This is a genomic window from Streptomyces thermospinosisporus, assembly GCF_039526425.1.
Taxonomy (GTDB): Bacteria; Actinomycetota; Actinomycetes; order Streptomycetales; family Streptomycetaceae; genus Streptomyces; species Streptomyces thermocarboxydovorans.
The window spans coordinates 72,764-87,754 of record NZ_BAAAIZ010000061.1 but is presented as its reverse complement, the minus strand read 5'-3'; the positions used below and the strand labels follow the sequence as shown (position 1 = coordinate 87,754).

The window sequence follows — 14,991 nt, the reverse complement described above, 5'->3', positions numbered from 1 at the left end:
GGGCACTTTCTGCTTTCCTGACCGCCTGCCGGACAGCCCGCTTCATGAAAGCGCGAGGCTAACTGCTCTCCCGCCACCGGTCCACCAGCATCCCCAGCGCGCAGCCCGCCAGCAGGACACCCGTGGACATCCAGAAGCCCAGCGTTCCGAGGCCGCCGCGCTCGTGGTGGAGGGTCAGGGAGAGGATCTGGGCCGCGACGGGGACCGCGCAGGATGCCACCGTGTGCTGCCAGGGGACGTCCCGCCAGGGCTCCGGGTGCATCCGGGCCGCCGCCCAGGTCGCCAGGACCACGCACACCAGGTTGGGCAGGTGGACCAGGCCCAGGGCGGCGCCGAAGGAGTGGACGCCCTCGGGGCCCACCAGGTAGTCGTTCACCAGTGACGCCTGGAGCACCTCCGTCGCCACCAGGACGATCACTCCGGCCGCCCAGGCCCGTATGAACGCCGGGGCAGGCCTGACCGGTGCGTCGACGGCCATCGCTACCGCACCTCCACCGAGTCGACGATGCGCTTCAGGTCGGCGTCCGCCATCTTCCCGCGCTGGGCGTCGATGCGTACCGCGAAGGTCTCCTGCTCGGAGTCCAGCCCGGTGAGGATGACGCCCTTCACCGTGGCGCCCTTGGCGGGGCCGCCGCCCTCGCCGGTCGCGGTGAAGGTGAAGTCGATGCGGCGGGCGTCGTCCGTGCCGGACAGCTCGACCTCCTTGGTGCTCTTGACGTCGGCTCCCAGCTGGATGCCGGCCTCCGCGGCGATGGCCGCCTGCTCGGCGGAGTTCGCCCGGGTGAAGTCCAGCTGCACGGTGATCAGGGCGACGGTGCGGCCGTCCTCGCGCAGTTCGGCGGCGGCGGCGTTGTGCTTGCTGCGTTCGGCGTCGCTCTGCTCCCGGAAGCCTTCCGGGTAGGCGACCGAGACGCGCGGAGTCTCGAGGGTCCGCCAGCCGTCCGGCACCTCGGCGGACGAGGAGGACGAGGACGAGCCGCTGCCGCAGGCGGTCAGCAGCAGGGCGAGCAGTCCGGCCGCCGCGCAGGAGCGGCCGGGCAAGGTGCGGCCCGTCCACGTGCGGCCGGTCGAGGTGTGGCCGATCAAGGGGCGGCGGGCCAGGGCGCGGCGGGCCAGGGTGCGGCCGGTCGGTGTGCGGCCGGGCATCGAGAATGAGGGCATGTGGGGGCTCCTTGTCCGGTCAGTTCGCACAGTAGCTGTAGGGAATGTAGGAGCGGCGGTCCCCGCGGGGTGCGCCGAGGAACTCCGCGTCGGTCAGGGTCTCCTTCTTCTGCTCGGTGCTGACCGTCATCCCGAGGCTGAGCCCGAGGTTCAGCTCGAAGCCGTACTCGGCGGCGTTCACCTCGCCGGTGTATGCCATCCGGCTGGAGCGCCCCTTGTCGAACACCAGCTGCCCGAAGGGGTCGTCGGCGCCGGGCCGCTTGACCGGGGTGAGGTCGTCCGAGCCGAACATGTACCGGAACGGCGCCCCCACCTGCTCGTTCGTGCCGTCCAGCCAACGCTCGGCGATCGCCCGGTCGCGGTCGCCGGCCTTGCCCGGGTCGAAGGAGACGGAGGTGGTGACGATCTCGATGCCGGTGCTGGAGTCGGTGCCCTTCGCGCCGGCGCTGCCGCCCCGCTTGTCGTCGCCCTCCTTGCCGTTGTCACCGCCGGCCCTGGCGCCGTCCCGCTGGCCGCCCCGCTCCACGGTGCGGGTCATGTCGATGCGGACCAGCTTGCCGGTCTTCTTGTCGTAGGTGACGGTGACCGTGCCGGTCTGCGTGGTGCCGGCCGAGTAGTCCCCGCTGATCGGGCCGGCCTCGTAGCCGGCCTTGGTGCCGTACTCGATGGAGGAGGAGTAGGTGTACGACTTGGTGCCCTTGTAGGCGTTGTCGGTCCAGGTGATCTCGGGGGAGTACTTGAAGGTGCCGCCGAGTGCCGCGCTCAGCTTGCGCTCGTCGCCCGCGGACAGCTTCAGGCCGGCCGACGCCGAGGCGTCGAGGCCCACCTTGCCGTAGGTGATCTGCCGGTTGCCGCCGAGGTTCTCCTCGACCCGCTCCCGGGTCTCCTCCTCTTCCTTCAGCGGACCGGTGCCGAAGAGGTAAAGGATGCTGTCGCCGAGGCCGGCCTCCGCGCCGCCGGGCATGGTCCGACGCATCTCGTACATCTGCAGCTTCTCCACGTCCTTGCGGAACCGTTCCGCCTCCTCCGCGCTCTCGAACACCCAGGTGTCGCCGTTGGTGACCTTGATGCCGGCGCCCAGTTCGACCGTGTCGGTGCCGAAACGGCCCACCTTCATCCCGGGCTTGAAGTCCTTCTTCGCGGCGACCGAGGCGGCGTCGGTGAACGTCAGGTACACCACCTGGTCCTTGTCGTCGACCTTGCCGTCCCCGTTGACGTCGTTCTTCGCCTGCAGCCGCTGCTCCTGGAAGCCGTACTCCCGGCCGATCTCGAAGAAGAGGATCTTCGCCTTGGAGCCCGCTTTGTCGGTCACGGACGACACCTGACACAACGTCGGCTCGAAATCGGCGTCGGTGAGCGGCTTTTCTGCCGTGTTGTCGCCCCCGCCGCAGTTCCCGCCACCCGTCACCCGGCACACCAGCGCGGCGATCTCGTCGTGGATCAGCTGCCCGACGCCGGTCGCCGACACCGCCAGTACGATCGCCACGGTGACCACGATCATCCCGAGGTACTCGGTCCCGGTGGCCCCGCGATCGCCCCAACTCGCCCGTGTTGAACGGTTCATCCGCCTCGCCCCCTCTCCCGTGTCCTCGGTGCTGGGCGAGCGTAAGGAGGGCGACGGGTGGGAAGCGTGGGCCCCGGGGCCCAAAACGGGGCCCAGCGTCAAGCCGGTGCGTTCGGCGCCGTCCCCCGAGGGACCGAACCGGACCGGCGAGATGCTCAACCTGCCCCGTTTTGCTGCACCTTGTGCGACGGCAGTTGCTGTTCAGCTACACAATCGCTGTTCTACGGTCACAGGGCCGTGGATACAGTGCTGAGGTAGTCACGCAGCGAAGTCATCAGGGTGCTCCGGCGTCACACCCGGTGCACCGAGGGCTAGGGGAGAACGGGGAGCTGCGCGTGCCAACTGCCATCGCCGTGACCAGTGCCGACATGGTGCTGCCGCCGCAGGACGACCGGACGCTGCCTGCCGTGGTGCTCAAGGACATCGACACCCGCCCGCTGGAACAGGCACTGACCGAAGTGCAGCTGCTGGTCGAACAGGCCGGGCACGTCATCGTCGTCTGCTCCCGGGCCACGCCCACCGCCGTCCAGCGGCGGCTGCACACCCTGCGCTCGCTGCTGGAGAGCGACCGCATCGCCCTGTTCACCCCGGACCTGCCGCCGCTGGGGCTGGCCGCCCTGGTCCGCCAGCTGCGCCAGCTGGCCTCCTGCGACCTCGGCCCCGGCGTCCTCGCCTCGGCCGGCCGGCTGCTCGTCCACTACATCCACTCCGGGGCCCTGCTCGCCTCGGTCGCCCGGCTCGACCGGGTCCCCGTGGACCTGAAGCAGCACGCCAGATCCTGGGTGCCCGGCAGCCAGTTCGCCGTCCTCGCCCACCCCCAGCCGCAACTGGTCCGCCTGGGACCGGAGACCAAGCTGGACGGGCCGGAGTTCGGCACCTGGATGCTGGTCGCCAAGGGCCAGCTCCAGTCCGACTGGGTGACCTCCACCCTCGCCCCGTCCTGGAACGTGCAGGGACTGCGCGAGACGCCGCTGCCCGCCGAGTCCCCGGGCTGGTGGGGCACCGGCAAGCTCATCGAGTTCTGCACGTATCTGCCCGACCTGTCCGTCCTCTACCAACTGGTCACGTCCGTCCGGCGCGGTGCCTGCCACTGGTGCGGCATCGAGGTCATCGGCGACCGCTGCGTCTTCTGCTCCGCCACGCCACCCGTTCCCGAAGGGCATCCGCTCGCCCAGCGGGCCTGAGCGCCCGTCCGCGACACCCACCGATTCCGCTCGACCGATATCCCCAATGAGGTTGTACGGTTCATGAACTCCCGTCAGCGCCGCGGCGTGATACTCCTGATCCTGTCGGTCCTGTGCGCCCTCGGCGCCTTCGCCGGCGTGCTCTCCGTCATCAGCGACGTGAAGTCCAAGGTCGGCCCCGAGGTCACCGCGTACCGGCTGAAATCCGATGTCCCGCCCTATACCGCGCTCAGCACGGGACAGTTCGAGAAAATCAAGATGCCCGAGCGCTGGCTGTCCGACAACGCGGTCACCGACCTCGGCGACATCGAGGGCAAGATCGCCGTCACCACCCTGCAGAAGGGCTCCCTGCTGCAGAGCGACATGATCGTGGATCAGCCCGCTCTGCAGCCCGGGCAGCAAGAGGTCGCCATCATGATCGATGCGGCGACCGGCGTCGCCGGCAAGATCACGCCGGGTTCGACGGTCAACGTGTACGCCACCTTCGACGGAGAGCGTGAGGGTGACCCCGCTCAGTCCAAGATCATCGTAACCAACGCCAAGGTCCTCGACGTCGGCAGGCTCACCCCGCTGAAGCCCGACGAGAACGACCGCGGCCGGCAGCCCACCGACGCCGTCCCGATCACCTTCGCGCTGTCCACCATCGACGCCCAGCGCATCACCTACGCCGAGTCGTTCGCCCAGCGGGTCCGGCTCGCCCTGGTCGCCCCCGGCAGCGACACCACCGTGCCCGACTCACAGCGGACGTACGAACTCGCGAAGGACAAGTGAGAGGCCCGCATGTCCACCAGGATCCTCCCGGCAGTCGGCGACGCGGACGCCATCCGGTCCATCACCACCCTGCTCAGCCAGCTCCCGGACGCCGAGCCGGTGGCCCCGGTGGTCGACTCCACGCAGCTCATCGACACCCTGGCGCGCCTGGCCGCCGAGTCCGTCGACGAGCTGCCCGAGGTCGTGGTGGTGCACGAACGGATCGGCCCCGTCCCGGCGCTGGAGCTGATCCGCGAGGTCGCCCTGCGGTTCCCCGCCGTCGGCGTCATCCTCGTCACCTCCGACGCCAGCCCCGGCCTCTTCCAGGCCGCCATGGACTACGGCGCCCGCGGCCTGGTGGCCCTGCCGCTGAGCTACGAGGAACTCGCCAGCCGCGTCCAGGCCGTCGCCCAGTGGTCCATCGGCGTACGGCGCCATCTGGGCACCGGGGGTGACGTCTTCACCGGCGTCGGCGGCACCGTCGTCACCGTCTGCGGCGCCAAGGGCGGGGTCGGCACCACCCTCACCGCCATCCAGCTCGCCCTCGCCGCGCAGGCGTCCGGCCGCGCCACCGCACTGGTCGACATGGACCTGCAGACCGGCGACATCGCGTCCTTCCTGGACGTGCAGTTCCGCCGCTCGGTCGTCGACCTCGCCGCGGTCAACGACATCTCCCCGCGGGTCCTCGCCGACGCCGTCTTCCGCCACGACACCGGCGTCGCCCTGCTGCTCGCCCCCGCCGAGGGCGAACGCGGCGAGGACGTCACCGACCGCGCCACCCGCCAGATCGTCAGCGCCCTGCGCTCCCGCTACGAGGTCGTGGTCATCGACTGCGGGGCCCAGCTCAGCGGCGCCGGGGCGGCCGCGGTGGAGATGGCCGACACCGCCCTGCTGGTCACCACCCCGGACGTGATCGCCGTGCGCGGTGCCAAGCGGGCGGTGCGCATGTGGGACCGGCTCCAGATCCGCAAGGCGGAGGAGACCACGATCGTCGTCAACCGTCACTCGCGGGCGACGGAGATCCAGCCGCCGCTGATCCAGAAGATCACCGGCACGGCGGTCGCCGCCACGACGATCCCCGCGCACTACAAGGAACTGCAGTCCGTCGTGGACGCCGGCCGCGTCCACGAACTCGAGGCCAAGAGCACGGTGAAGCAGGCCCTGTGGGGGCTGGCCGGTGAACTCGGCCTGGTCAAGAGCGTCGAGGGCGCCCCCAAGGCGGGCCGGTTGCGCGGCGACCGGGGAGCGGTCAGCTTCCGGCGCCGGAAGGAGGCAGGGGGATGAGAACACGGACCGGAACACGGCCCGTACCCGGGCACATACGGGACCGCGACCGGGGCCAGGTCACCGTCGAGTTCCTCGGCATGACACCGACCATACTGATCACGCTGGTGGTCCTGTGGCAGCTGGTACTCGTGGGATACACCTTCACCCTCGCGGGGAATGCTGCCGACGAGGCGGTACGGGCGGGCACGGCGACGGCGCCGGACGCACGCCAGGGCGCCTGCGAGGAAGCCGGGCTGGACAAGCTGCCCGACGCGTGGAAGGGGGCCGCGACGGTGAACTGCGCCACGGGGGACGGCATGGTCACCGCCGACGTGCAGCTGAACGTCCCCATTCTCTTCCCCGGCACCGCCGACTTCCCCTTCGAGGTGAACGGCCACGCCGGCGCGGTCGAGGAGGAGGTGGGCTGACATGCCGTACGACATGCCGTACGAGCGCCGCACCCGCCGGGACCGGGGGCAGGCCGCCCTCGAATACCTCGGCTTCATCCCGGTCCTCCTCATCGTCGCGATGGCCGCCGTACAGCTCGGCCTGATCGCCTACACCGCCCAGCAGGCCGGCACCGCCGCCCGCGCCGGGGCGCGCAGCGCCTCCCTCGACCAGGGCGCCGGGCCCGCCTGCGCCGACGCCGTCAGCAGCTGGCTGGCCGACGGCACCGACTGCGCCGAGGCGAGGGGCGGCGACGAGGTCACCGTCACGGCGACCGTCCAGATCCCCTCGATCGTGCCGGGCTGGGACTTCGACCCGGCCGTCAAGACCGCCACCATGCCCATCGACCACTGACCCGGCCAACGGGACCCGACCACGGACGCGAGGAGCACCGGCCGAGGACACCAGAGACCTCACCAGCAAGGACACGCGGAACGAAGAACGAGGAGCACGGGACTCATGAGCCTGCGGGCACGCATCAACTCCCCCGAGGAGAACGGCAGCCGGGGCGAGGACGGCCACCTGGTCGCCTCCTACCGCGCCAAGCTCCTCGAGGAGATCGACCTCGCGGAGATGAGTTCGCTGGCCGCCGCCGAGCGCCGGGTCCGGCTGGAGCGCGTCCTCGGGCACATCATCAGCCGCGAGGGCCCGGTCCTGTCGACCGTGGAGCGCTCCCAGCTGATCCGCCGGGTCGTCGACGAGGCCCTCGGCCTCGGCATCCTGGAGCCGCTCCTTGAGGACGCCTCCATCACCGAGATCATGGTCAACGGCCCCGACGCCATCTTCGTCGAGCGCGGCGGCCGGGTGGAGCAGCTGCCGCTGCGCTTCGCCTCCAACGAGCAGCTGATGCAGACCATCGAGCGCATCGTCTCCACCGTCAACCGGCGCGTGGACGAGTCCAACCCGATGGTCGACGCCCGCCTGCCCTCCGGCGAACGTGTCAACGTCATCATCCCGCCGCTCTCCCTGACCGGCGCCACCCTCACCATCCGCCGCTTCCCGCGCTCCTTCACCCTCCAGGAGCTGATCGGCCTCGGCTCGCTCGACGAGCACATGCTGCACCTGCTCTCCGGGCTGGTGCAGGCCCGGTTCAACGTGATCGTCTCCGGCGCCACCGGCACCGGCAAGACGACCCTCCTCAACGCCCTCTCCGGCCTGATCCCCGAGGGCGAACGCATCATCACCATCGAGGACTCCGCCGAACTCCAGCTCCAGCAGCCGCACGTCATCCGCCTGGAGTCCCGCCCGCCGAACGTCGAGGGCAAGGGCCGGGTCACCATCCGCGACCTGGTCCGCAACTCCCTGCGCATGCGGCCCGACCGCATCGTCGTCGGTGAGGTCCGCGGCGGCGAGTCCCTGGACATGCTCCAGGCCATGTCCACCGGCCACGACGGCTCGCTCGCCACCGTCCACGCCAACAGCGCCGAGGACGCGCTGATGCGCCTGCAGACCCTCGCCTCCATGTCGGACGTGGAGATCCCGTTCGTCGCCCTCCACGACCAGATCAACAGCGCCGTCGACGTCATCGTCCAGCTCACCCGCTTCGCCGACGGCGCCCGCCGCATCACCGAGATCGCCATCCTCGACAGCCACGGCGGCGAGCCCTACCGCCTGGCCACCGTCGCCCGCTTCAACGCCCAGCCCATGGCCGCCGACGGCCGCGTCCACGGCCGGTTCGAGTACTTCCCGCTCCCGCGCCGCACCGCCGACCGCCTCTACATGGCGAGCCAGCCCATTCCCCAGGCCTTCGGCGTCGCCCGGAGCGCCGACCAGCTCGCCACCCGAGAAGCCAGGTAGGACCACTCCCCATGGAACTGCAGAACCTGATCACGCTGACCACCGGCATCACCCTGCTGACCTGCGTCCTCGCGGTCGTCGGCGTGCACTCGTACGCCATGGGCAGGGCCCAGCGGCAGGCACTGGTGGACCGGCTCAGCGCCACCGGCCAGATACCGGTCGTCGGCCGCCGACGCCACTTCATGGCCCTGGACCGCCGGCTGCGCCGCACCAGGCTCGGGCGCAAACTCGAACTCCGCCTGGCGGCCACCGGCCTGGACGTCACCCCCGGCGAGTTCTTCGTCTACATGATGGCCACGGTCGCCGGCCTGTGGCTCATCGGCCAGGCCACCCTCGCCCCCTTCTTCGGCCCGCTCGCCGGACTCCTCGGCATCTGGGTGGCCCTGCAGTTCCTCAACTGGCAACGCCAGAAACGCATCGAGAAGTTCATCAACCAGCTCCCCGAACTCGCCCGCATCCTGGCCAACGCCACCCAGGCCGGCCTCGCCCTGCGCACCGCCATCGGCATGGCCGCCGAGGAGCTGGAGGCCCCCGCCGGCGAGGAACTCGCCAAGGTCGCCAACCAGCTCGCCGTCGGCGCCTCCATGGACGACGCCCTCGGCGAACTCGCCGACCGTCTGCCCTCCCGCGAACTGGTGGTCCTGGTCACCACACTCGTGCTGTCCAACCGGGCCGGCGGCCAGCTGGTCAGCGCCCTGCGCAACCTCACCGAGACCCTGGAGGAACGCAAGGAGACCCGGCGCGAGGTCCGCACCCAGCTCTCCCAGGTGAACATGACCTCCTACGCCGTCCCCGTCCTCGGCGTCGGCTCGCTCTTCCTGATGAACGGCGTCAAGGACGGCGCCCTGGAACGCATGACCGGCTCCCCGGTCGGCCAGGCCGCCGTCATCGTCGCCTTCGGCCTCTACGTGGTCGGTTTCGTCCTCATCCGCCGCCTGTCCCGCATCGACGTCTGAGGAGGCAGCAATCATGGGTCTGCTGCTCGCGCTGCTGATGGGCCTCGGCGTCTGGGGCATCTTCGCCGGCATCCGCATGTACCGCGCCGAGGCCAAACTCCCCGGCGACCTGGCCCTCGCCCTGGAGGTCGGCTCCACCCGCACCGGCGCGGTCGACTCCCTCGTCGACCGCCTCGGCATGCGCTACGCCCCCGCCGTGCTGCGCCTGATGGGCCCCAAGCGGGTCGCCAAGTACCGCCGCAAGATCGACCTGGCCGGCAACCCCGGCGGCCTGACCATCGACCGTTACGCCGCCCGCCGCGCCGTCTACGGCTTCCTCGGCGGCGTCGGCTTCCTGGTCTTCCTGATGCGCGGCCAGCTGTTCGTGGCGCTGCTGCTGCTCGCCTTCGGCGCGTTCTGGACCGAGGTCGGCATCTGGTCGGCGATCCGCGTCCGCAAGGACGTCATCGAACGCACCCTGCCGGACTTCCTCGACGTCCTCGCGGTCGTGGTCAGCGCCGGCCTCGGCTTCCGCCAGGCCCTGGACCGGGTGGCCTCCAAGTACGAGGGCCCCTGGGCCGACGAACTGCGCATCACCCTGCGCCAGATGGACCTCGGCATGAGCCGCCGGCAGGCCTTCGCCGAACTGCGGCGGCGCAACGACAGCGAACAGGTCGCCATGTTCGTGACAGCACTGCAGCAGGGCGAGGAACTGGGCGCGCCCATCGTGGACACGCTCGTCGCCCTCGCCAAGGACATGCGCCGCACCGATGCCCAGAACGCCCGCCGCAAGGCGGCACGGGCGGTGCCCAAGGCCACCATGATGATCACCACGTTCATGGTCCCGGCCACGATGATCCTGCTCGGCGCCGGCCTGATCCTCGGCTCCGGCACCGACTTCGGCTCCATCACAGGGGAGTAGACGGGGGAGGGGTGACATGACGACGAGGGAAGAGAAGGGCACGTCCACGACGGGCACGGGGCTGCTGCGCCGCCGTGCGCGTCCGCCGGAGATCACCACACCCCCGGCGGGCACGGTCCTCCCGCCCCACGTCCGCACGGGCGCCCCCGACATCCCGGTCACCACGGTCACGCCGGCGCTGCCGCCGGGGTGGGAGCCGGTGGGGGGTGCGCGGGGCGCCCGTGAGCAGTCCTCGACGGTGCCGCCGCAGCCTTCCGCGCCCGCTGGAGAGAGCGGCAAGGGCGAGGCGGGCGGCGACGCACGAGGAGACGGTGGCGCGCGCGGAGACGGCGGCGCGCGCGGAGACGGCGGCGCGCGCGGAGACGGCGGCGCGCCCGCACCCGCCCCTGCCTCGGCACCCGCCCCTGCCCATGCCCCTGCACCCGCACCGGCCTCTGCGCCCGCCCCTGCTCCTGGGCCCGCGTCTCCTGCTGCGCCCGGGCAGGGACAGCCGCCCGCCGGTCAGATGCAGCCCGCGCAGTCGGCGGCCCGGCCCGGCGCACCCGACGTGGACATTCAGGTCAACGCCCTCCAGGCCCTGTGCCGGCAGGTCTTCGGCTTCCGCCTGGCGATGATCGCCCTGGCCGCCCCCTCGGCCCTTCTCAACGCCGGTCCGGGCTGGGGCACTTACCTGGTGGCCATCGCGGTGGTGCTCACCTTCATGGCGTCCTACGTCCTCTTCCGCGACTGGGAACGCTTCGGCCCCCTTCTCCTGCGCCATCCCGTCCTGCTCGCCGCGGACACCCTCTTCGGCGCCCTGCTGCTCGTCTCCGCGGGCCCCGACACCACCCTCGCCTACGTGAGCGTCTGCACACCGCTGCTCGCCGGCCTGGTCTACGGCTGGCGCGGCGCCGCGCTCTTCGCCTCCCTCCAGGGCCTGATCCTGCTCCTCGTCTACGCCACCGTGGAGGACTCCAGCGGCGGCCCGGCGGAGACGCTGCTCCTCCCCGGCCTCTGTGTCGTCGCGGGCGCGGTCGGCTCCAGCCTGCGCAACCTGATGCTGCACTTCGGCGAGGCGACCCGTGCCCTCACCACGGTCCAGGCACGCCTGGCGGTGACCGAGGCGGTCAGCGCCGAACGCGCCCGCCTGGCACGGGAGATGCACGACTCCGTGGCCAAGACGCTGCACGGCGTGGCCCTGGCTGCGGACGGCCTGGCCGGCAGCGCCGGCTCGGACCGGATGGACCCGGTCCTGATCCGGGAGCAGGCCGAACTGGTCGCCCGCTCGGCCCGCCGCGCCGCCGCCGAGTCCCGCGAACTCCTCGCCGACCTGCGCCGCGAGTCCGACCCGACCCAGGGCACGGACGTCCACGTGGAACTGGCCGCCCGCACGCGCGACTTCGCCAAGCGCACCGGCCTCGCGGTCACCTACCGCCCCACGGGGCAGCACAGCGTCCCGCCGGTCCCGCCCGCGGTGGCCCGCCAGCTCCTCACCATCGCCTCCGAGGCCATGGAGAACGCCCACCGCCACGCCGAACCGACCAAGGTCGAGATCCAGGCCGGCGTCCACGGTGACCTGCTCCGCATCAGCATCTACGACGACGGCCGCGGCCTCCCGCCCGGCACCGATCTCGAGCAGCTTCGCCGGGCCGGCCACTTCGGCCTCCTCGGCATGGTCGAACGGGCCGCCTCTGTGGGCGCCCGCATCCGCATCGGCCGCGGTTCGCACCCCTGCGGCACGGAGGTCCGCCTGGACCTGCCGCTGGCGGCGCTGACCACCACCCAGGTTCCGGCACACGCGCCGGTGCCGGCCGCCCAGCCGCACGGGGAGGCCCAGCCCCGATGAAGACGTCCCCCACGCCCGGAGAGGAGGCCGCCCCCATGCAGCCACCGCCGAACCCGTTCGAGAACGTTCCGACCCCCGCGCCGCTGCGGGTGGTCGTGGCCGACGACAACCCGGTGGTCCGCGCCGGCCTGTCCGCACTGCTCTCCGGGCGCGACGACATCACGGTCGTGGCGGAGGTCGCCGACGGACGGCAGGCCTACGACGCGGCGCGCGAGCACCAGCCGGACGTCATCCTGCTGGACGTCCGCATGCCGGGAGTGGACGGCCTCTCGGCCCTCCCGTACCTGGTGGAGCTGGCACCCGTGATGATGCTGACCTACAGCAGGGAGTCGGAGATCGTCCAGGAGGCCCTGCGCCGGGGCGCGGGCGGCTACCTGGTTTACGGCGAGTTCACGGCGGACCAACTGGTCTCCGCAGTACGGGACATCAAGGAAGGCAGACCCCACTTCACGCCGACTGCCGCCGGGGCATTGCTGGCGCAACTGCGCGAGGGGGGCAATGGGGGCGCACCCCTGCCGGATGGCCTCGGCGCCACAACCGATGACCCGCGCATGAGTTCACCGAATGCGGGACTCTCGCATATCCCTCAATCACCTGCTTCGCCAGAAAACCTTTCGCAAGTGCAACCGGCTGTGGCACAGTCGACGTCTAGGTGGACAGGCGGCCTTCCGGCCGCTCCCGACAGGTCGAGGTTCCAACTGAGCGCGAGGGAGGCGGAGATCATGGACCTCATCGCATCCGGGATGAACAACCAGCAGATCGCCGCCACCTGCTTCATCAGCGAGAAGACGGTCAAGAACCACATCAACCGCATCTTCGCCAAGCTCCACAGCACCAGCCGTGCGGAGGCCGCGGCGAAGTGGCTCGGTACGGCACCGGGTTCGGGCCGAGGGGTGGGCTGACGACCATGCAGATGAGGAACTGGGCCCGTGATTGGGCCCGCGATTGGGCCCTGGGACCCTCTGGCGGGCGGGGTGTCCGGCCGTACGTTTCTGGTGTCGAAAGCGGCACCGCGATGAAGACGACGGCGGCCGCAACATCAGCGTCAGCCGGAGGGGAACACCATGAGCAACTGGATCAACACGACGGTCGCGTACCTCCAGACCCGCGCCGCCCGCAACGACAAGGGCCAGACCGCGGTGGAGTACCTGGGCATCATCGCGGTGGTCGTGGCGATCGTGCTGGCGATCACGGGGACGGACATCGGGCAGTCGATCTACGACGCCATTGTCGACAAGGTCGACGAGGTCACCGGCGGCTGATGCCTCGCAGGTACGGCGACGCAGGGCAGGCTTTCCCCATCTACATCACGGTGGTGGGGGGCCTGCTCTTCCTCGCGTTCGCATACTTGGCGGTCGGCCAGGCCGCGGCGAATAGGAACGAAGCGCAGACTGCCGCAGATGCGGCGGCCCTTGCTGCAGCGCAGGACCGGCGTGACCAGCTCACCGGTGCCTGGTTGAAGAATCTTCTCGACCCCACCAAGTGGCAGGACATTTTCGACGGCAAAGCGCAGGGGCTGGGACAGTCCTGCTGGCGAGCGGACCAGCTCGCGGCGCAGAACGACGCGACCGTTCTCAGTTGCGTGCCGGAAGGCTTCCTGGGCTACACGGTCGAGGTCGAGACGAAGGACACCGTGGGCGACTCCATCGTGCCCGGCACGGAGAACAAAAAGTCGCAGGAATCCGCCACTGCGGTGATCGAGCCCCGCTGCACGTTCAACCTCCTGGGTTGGGAGGAAGGGGGCGACACACTGCCTCTGCTCAACTGTAAGGACCGGCAGTGGAAGCTCGACCCGAAGGATCCCAAGGATCTGTTGCCCAAGCCCGAGGACCTGTTCGACGTCCACCTGGCCGACTGAGAAGCGAACGACGAGTGAAGGAAGCAAGCATGAGCATGCGGCTCACTACGAAGGCCCGCAGGGGGATGGTCGTGCTGACCGCTGTGGCCGGACTGACCCTGGGCATGGCTGGCTGCGGTGGAGGGGGAGACGAGGACAAGAAGCCCGAGTCCTCCAGCTCAGCCTCCAAGGACGCCGGTAAGAGTCCTCAGGAGGGGCAGGACGAGGTCCTGGCGGAGCTCAAGGGTGAAGACGGCTTGATGCTCAAGATCACCTCTGCCACCAGGGATGCTGGTGGTTTCGTCACGGTGAGCGGGGAGCTAAAGAATGACGGCTCCGAGTCAGCGCGCGTCTCGGTGCGTACAGCCGGAAACGAGACGGAGATCATCAAACACGGGTCCTCACTTGGGGGCGCCACGCTCGTCGACTCGAAGAGCAAGAAGCGCTACTACGTCCTGCGCGACACTGATGGCCGCCCGCTGACGACCACTGATATGCCGCGCCTCAAGGCCGGTGCGTCAATCCCTGTGTTCATGCAGTTCCCTGCACCCCCGGAGGACACGACCGAGGTCTCCTTCCAGCTGCCCACGTTCGCCAGCGCCACCATCCAGATCTCTGGGTGAGGCCGGCCATGACACGTAACTACACACACCCCACGCCATCGCGGCTGGCCCTGACCCTGACCGCGACGACCTTCCTGATCGCCACGAGTGTCTACGGCGCGACGGTCGCTGTTGCCGCCGACGGCCCCAGCGTCCCCCCGGGCACCGAGGCCAAGCCCTCCGCTCCCGTGGAGGTGGACGCCAACGATCCGGACCTCAAGCTCCCCGACGGCGCCACGCTCGCCGAGCCCAAGGTTCTCGACATCAAGCAGGTTGTCGAAGACCAAAGCGGTGACGAGCGCCGTGAGGACACCAACTCGGACGTGAAGTTCGCCCTCCAGGCGGAGGTGCTGTTCGGCAAGGACAGCGCCAAGCTCAGCGCCAAGGCCAAGTCCCGGATCGCGGAGATCGCCGAGGAGATCAAGGCGCAGAACGCGACGAAGGTCCGTGTCTTCGGCTTCACGGACAACTTGGGTTCCTCCGCGCACGGCGACGTGCTGTCCCGCAAGCGGGCGAACGCTGTGCACGGTGTCCTGGAGGACGAGCTGCACGACTCCGACATCACGTACGAGGTACGCGGCTACGGCGAGCAGTACCCGATCGCCGACAACTCCACCGAGGCCGGTCGGAAGAAGAACCGCCGGGTGGAGGTCTCCTTCCCGCGCGTCGAGAACTGACGAGGGAGCATCGGGCCGCTCGCA

At 70.3% G+C, this 14,991-nt stretch carries 17 protein-coding genes; 14 read left to right on the top strand and 3 right to left on the bottom strand.

The annotated features are described in order from the left end of the window. Nucleotides 1-58: 58 nt before the first annotated feature. The 3 genes from ABD207_RS20190 to ABD207_RS20180 are packed head-to-tail and all read right to left on the bottom strand — an operon-like array spanning nt 59 to nt 2,725. Nucleotides 59-478, bottom strand: a complete 420-nt coding sequence (locus ABD207_RS20190; protein WP_344014499.1) for a hypothetical protein — start codon at nt 476-478, stop codon at nt 59-61. Between the two features lie 2 nt (nt 479-480). Beyond that, entirely contained in the window at nt 481-1,161 is a 681-nt protein-coding gene (locus ABD207_RS20185; protein WP_344014498.1) for a hypothetical protein, read from the bottom strand. Between the two features lie 19 nt (nt 1,162-1,180). Then, entirely contained in the window at nt 1,181-2,725 is a 1,545-nt protein-coding gene (locus ABD207_RS20180; protein WP_344014497.1) for a hypothetical protein, read from the bottom strand. A gap of 368 nt (nt 2,726-3,093) precedes the next feature. Between ABD207_RS20180 and ABD207_RS20175 the strand changes: the two genes are divergently transcribed. From ABD207_RS20175 to ABD207_RS20110, 14 genes are all read left to right on the top strand, one after another. After that, nucleotides 3,094-3,909, top strand: coding sequence for a hypothetical protein (locus ABD207_RS20175; protein ID WP_344014505.1), 816 nt, complete (start codon nt 3,094-3,096; stop codon nt 3,907-3,909). Nucleotides 3,910-3,972: 63 nt separating this feature from the next. Then, nucleotides 3,973-4,680, top strand: a complete 708-nt coding sequence (gene cpaB, locus ABD207_RS20170; RefSeq protein ID WP_344014496.1) for a Flp pilus assembly protein CpaB — start codon at nt 3,973-3,975, stop codon at nt 4,678-4,680. 9 nt (nt 4,681-4,689) lie between these two features. Next, nucleotides 4,690-5,943: a CpaE/TadZ family protein gene (locus ABD207_RS20165; protein ID WP_343997656.1), complete on the top strand. Its 1,254-nt coding sequence runs from the start codon at nt 4,690-4,692 to the stop codon at nt 5,941-5,943. Continuing rightward, complete coding sequence (locus ABD207_RS20160; protein ID WP_344014495.1) at nt 5,940-6,353, top strand: pilus assembly protein; 414 nt, start codon at nt 5,940-5,942, stop codon at nt 6,351-6,353. Before ABD207_RS20165 ends, ABD207_RS20160 begins: the two co-directional genes overlap by 4 nt. A gap of 13 nt (nt 6,354-6,366) precedes the next feature. Continuing rightward, entirely contained in the window at nt 6,367-6,726 is a 360-nt protein-coding gene (locus tag ABD207_RS20155) for a TadE/TadG family type IV pilus assembly protein (protein ID WP_344014504.1), read from the top strand. A gap of 105 nt (nt 6,727-6,831) precedes the next feature. Next, nucleotides 6,832-8,169, top strand: a complete 1,338-nt coding sequence (locus tag ABD207_RS20150; protein ID WP_344014494.1) for a TadA family conjugal transfer-associated ATPase — start codon at nt 6,832-6,834, stop codon at nt 8,167-8,169. 11 nt (nt 8,170-8,180) lie between these two features. Then, the gene (locus ABD207_RS20145; RefSeq protein ID WP_344014493.1) at nt 8,181-9,125 is read left to right on the top strand and encodes a type II secretion system F family protein; all 945 of its coding nucleotides are present in this window, start codon (nt 8,181-8,183) and stop codon (nt 9,123-9,125) included. Nucleotides 9,126-9,138: 13 nt separating this feature from the next. Beyond that, nucleotides 9,139-10,026: a DUF5936 domain-containing protein gene (locus ABD207_RS20140; protein WP_343997651.1), complete on the top strand. Its 888-nt coding sequence runs from the start codon at nt 9,139-9,141 to the stop codon at nt 10,024-10,026. 16 nt (nt 10,027-10,042) lie between these two features. Further along, a complete protein-coding gene (locus ABD207_RS20135; RefSeq protein WP_425580762.1) occupies nt 10,043-11,851 on the top strand; it encodes a sensor histidine kinase in 1,809 nt (602 codons plus the stop codon). A 35-nt stretch (nt 11,852-11,886) separates the two neighbouring features. After that, a complete protein-coding gene (locus ABD207_RS20130; protein ID WP_344014491.1) occupies nt 11,887-12,753 on the top strand; it encodes a response regulator in 867 nt (288 codons plus the stop codon). 162 nt (nt 12,754-12,915) lie between these two features. Next, entirely contained in the window at nt 12,916-13,113 is a 198-nt protein-coding gene (locus ABD207_RS20125) for a Flp family type IVb pilin (protein ID WP_344014490.1), read from the top strand. Continuing rightward, nucleotides 13,110-13,709, top strand: coding sequence for a pilus assembly protein TadG-related protein (locus tag ABD207_RS20120; RefSeq protein WP_344014503.1), 600 nt, complete (start codon nt 13,110-13,112; stop codon nt 13,707-13,709). Before ABD207_RS20125 ends, ABD207_RS20120 begins: the two co-directional genes overlap by 4 nt. 29 nt (nt 13,710-13,738) lie before the next feature. Beyond that, nucleotides 13,739-14,311, top strand: a complete 573-nt coding sequence (locus ABD207_RS20115; protein WP_344014489.1) for a hypothetical protein — start codon at nt 13,739-13,741, stop codon at nt 14,309-14,311. A gap of 8 nt (nt 14,312-14,319) precedes the next feature. Then, on the top strand, nt 14,320-14,967 hold the full coding sequence (locus ABD207_RS20110) for an OmpA family protein (RefSeq protein ID WP_344014488.1): 648 nt from the start codon (nt 14,320-14,322) through the stop codon (nt 14,965-14,967). The last annotated feature ends 24 nt before the right edge of the window (nt 14,968-14,991 follow it).

What these genes read in the sequence shown, in the direction of transcription:
- ABD207_RS20190 (WP_344014499.1), bottom strand. Translation starts at nt 478, where the DNA reads ATGGCCGTCGACGCACCGGTCAGGCCTGCCCCGGCGTTCATACGGGCC.
- ABD207_RS20185 (WP_344014498.1), bottom strand. Translation starts at nt 1,161, where the DNA reads ATGCCCTCATTCTCGATGCCCGGCCGCACACCGACCGGCCGCACCCTG.
- ABD207_RS20180 (WP_344014497.1), bottom strand. Translation starts at nt 2,725, where the DNA reads ATGAACCGTTCAACACGGGCGAGTTGGGGCGATCGCGGGGCCACCGGG.
- ABD207_RS20175 (WP_344014505.1), top strand. Translation starts at nt 3,094, where the DNA reads ATGGTGCTGCCGCCGCAGGACGACCGGACGCTGCCTGCCGTGGTGCTC.
- cpaB (WP_344014496.1), top strand. Translation starts at nt 3,973, where the DNA reads ATGAACTCCCGTCAGCGCCGCGGCGTGATACTCCTGATCCTGTCGGTC.
- ABD207_RS20165 (WP_343997656.1), top strand. Translation starts at nt 4,690, where the DNA reads ATGTCCACCAGGATCCTCCCGGCAGTCGGCGACGCGGACGCCATCCGG.
- ABD207_RS20160 (WP_344014495.1), top strand. Translation starts at nt 5,940, where the DNA reads ATGAGAACACGGACCGGAACACGGCCCGTACCCGGGCACATACGGGAC.
- ABD207_RS20155 (WP_344014504.1), top strand. Translation starts at nt 6,367, where the DNA reads ATGCCGTACGAGCGCCGCACCCGCCGGGACCGGGGGCAGGCCGCCCTC.
- ABD207_RS20150 (WP_344014494.1), top strand. Translation starts at nt 6,832, where the DNA reads ATGAGCCTGCGGGCACGCATCAACTCCCCCGAGGAGAACGGCAGCCGG.
- ABD207_RS20145 (WP_344014493.1), top strand. Translation starts at nt 8,181, where the DNA reads ATGGAACTGCAGAACCTGATCACGCTGACCACCGGCATCACCCTGCTG.
- ABD207_RS20140 (WP_343997651.1), top strand. Translation starts at nt 9,139, where the DNA reads ATGGGTCTGCTGCTCGCGCTGCTGATGGGCCTCGGCGTCTGGGGCATC.
- ABD207_RS20135 (WP_425580762.1), top strand. Translation starts at nt 10,043, where the DNA reads ATGACGACGAGGGAAGAGAAGGGCACGTCCACGACGGGCACGGGGCTG.
- ABD207_RS20130 (WP_344014491.1), top strand. Translation starts at nt 11,887, where the DNA reads ATGCAGCCACCGCCGAACCCGTTCGAGAACGTTCCGACCCCCGCGCCG.
- ABD207_RS20125 (WP_344014490.1), top strand. Translation starts at nt 12,916, where the DNA reads ATGAGCAACTGGATCAACACGACGGTCGCGTACCTCCAGACCCGCGCC.
- ABD207_RS20115 (WP_344014489.1), top strand. Translation starts at nt 13,739, where the DNA reads ATGAGCATGCGGCTCACTACGAAGGCCCGCAGGGGGATGGTCGTGCTG.
- ABD207_RS20110 (WP_344014488.1), top strand. Translation starts at nt 14,320, where the DNA reads ATGACACGTAACTACACACACCCCACGCCATCGCGGCTGGCCCTGACC.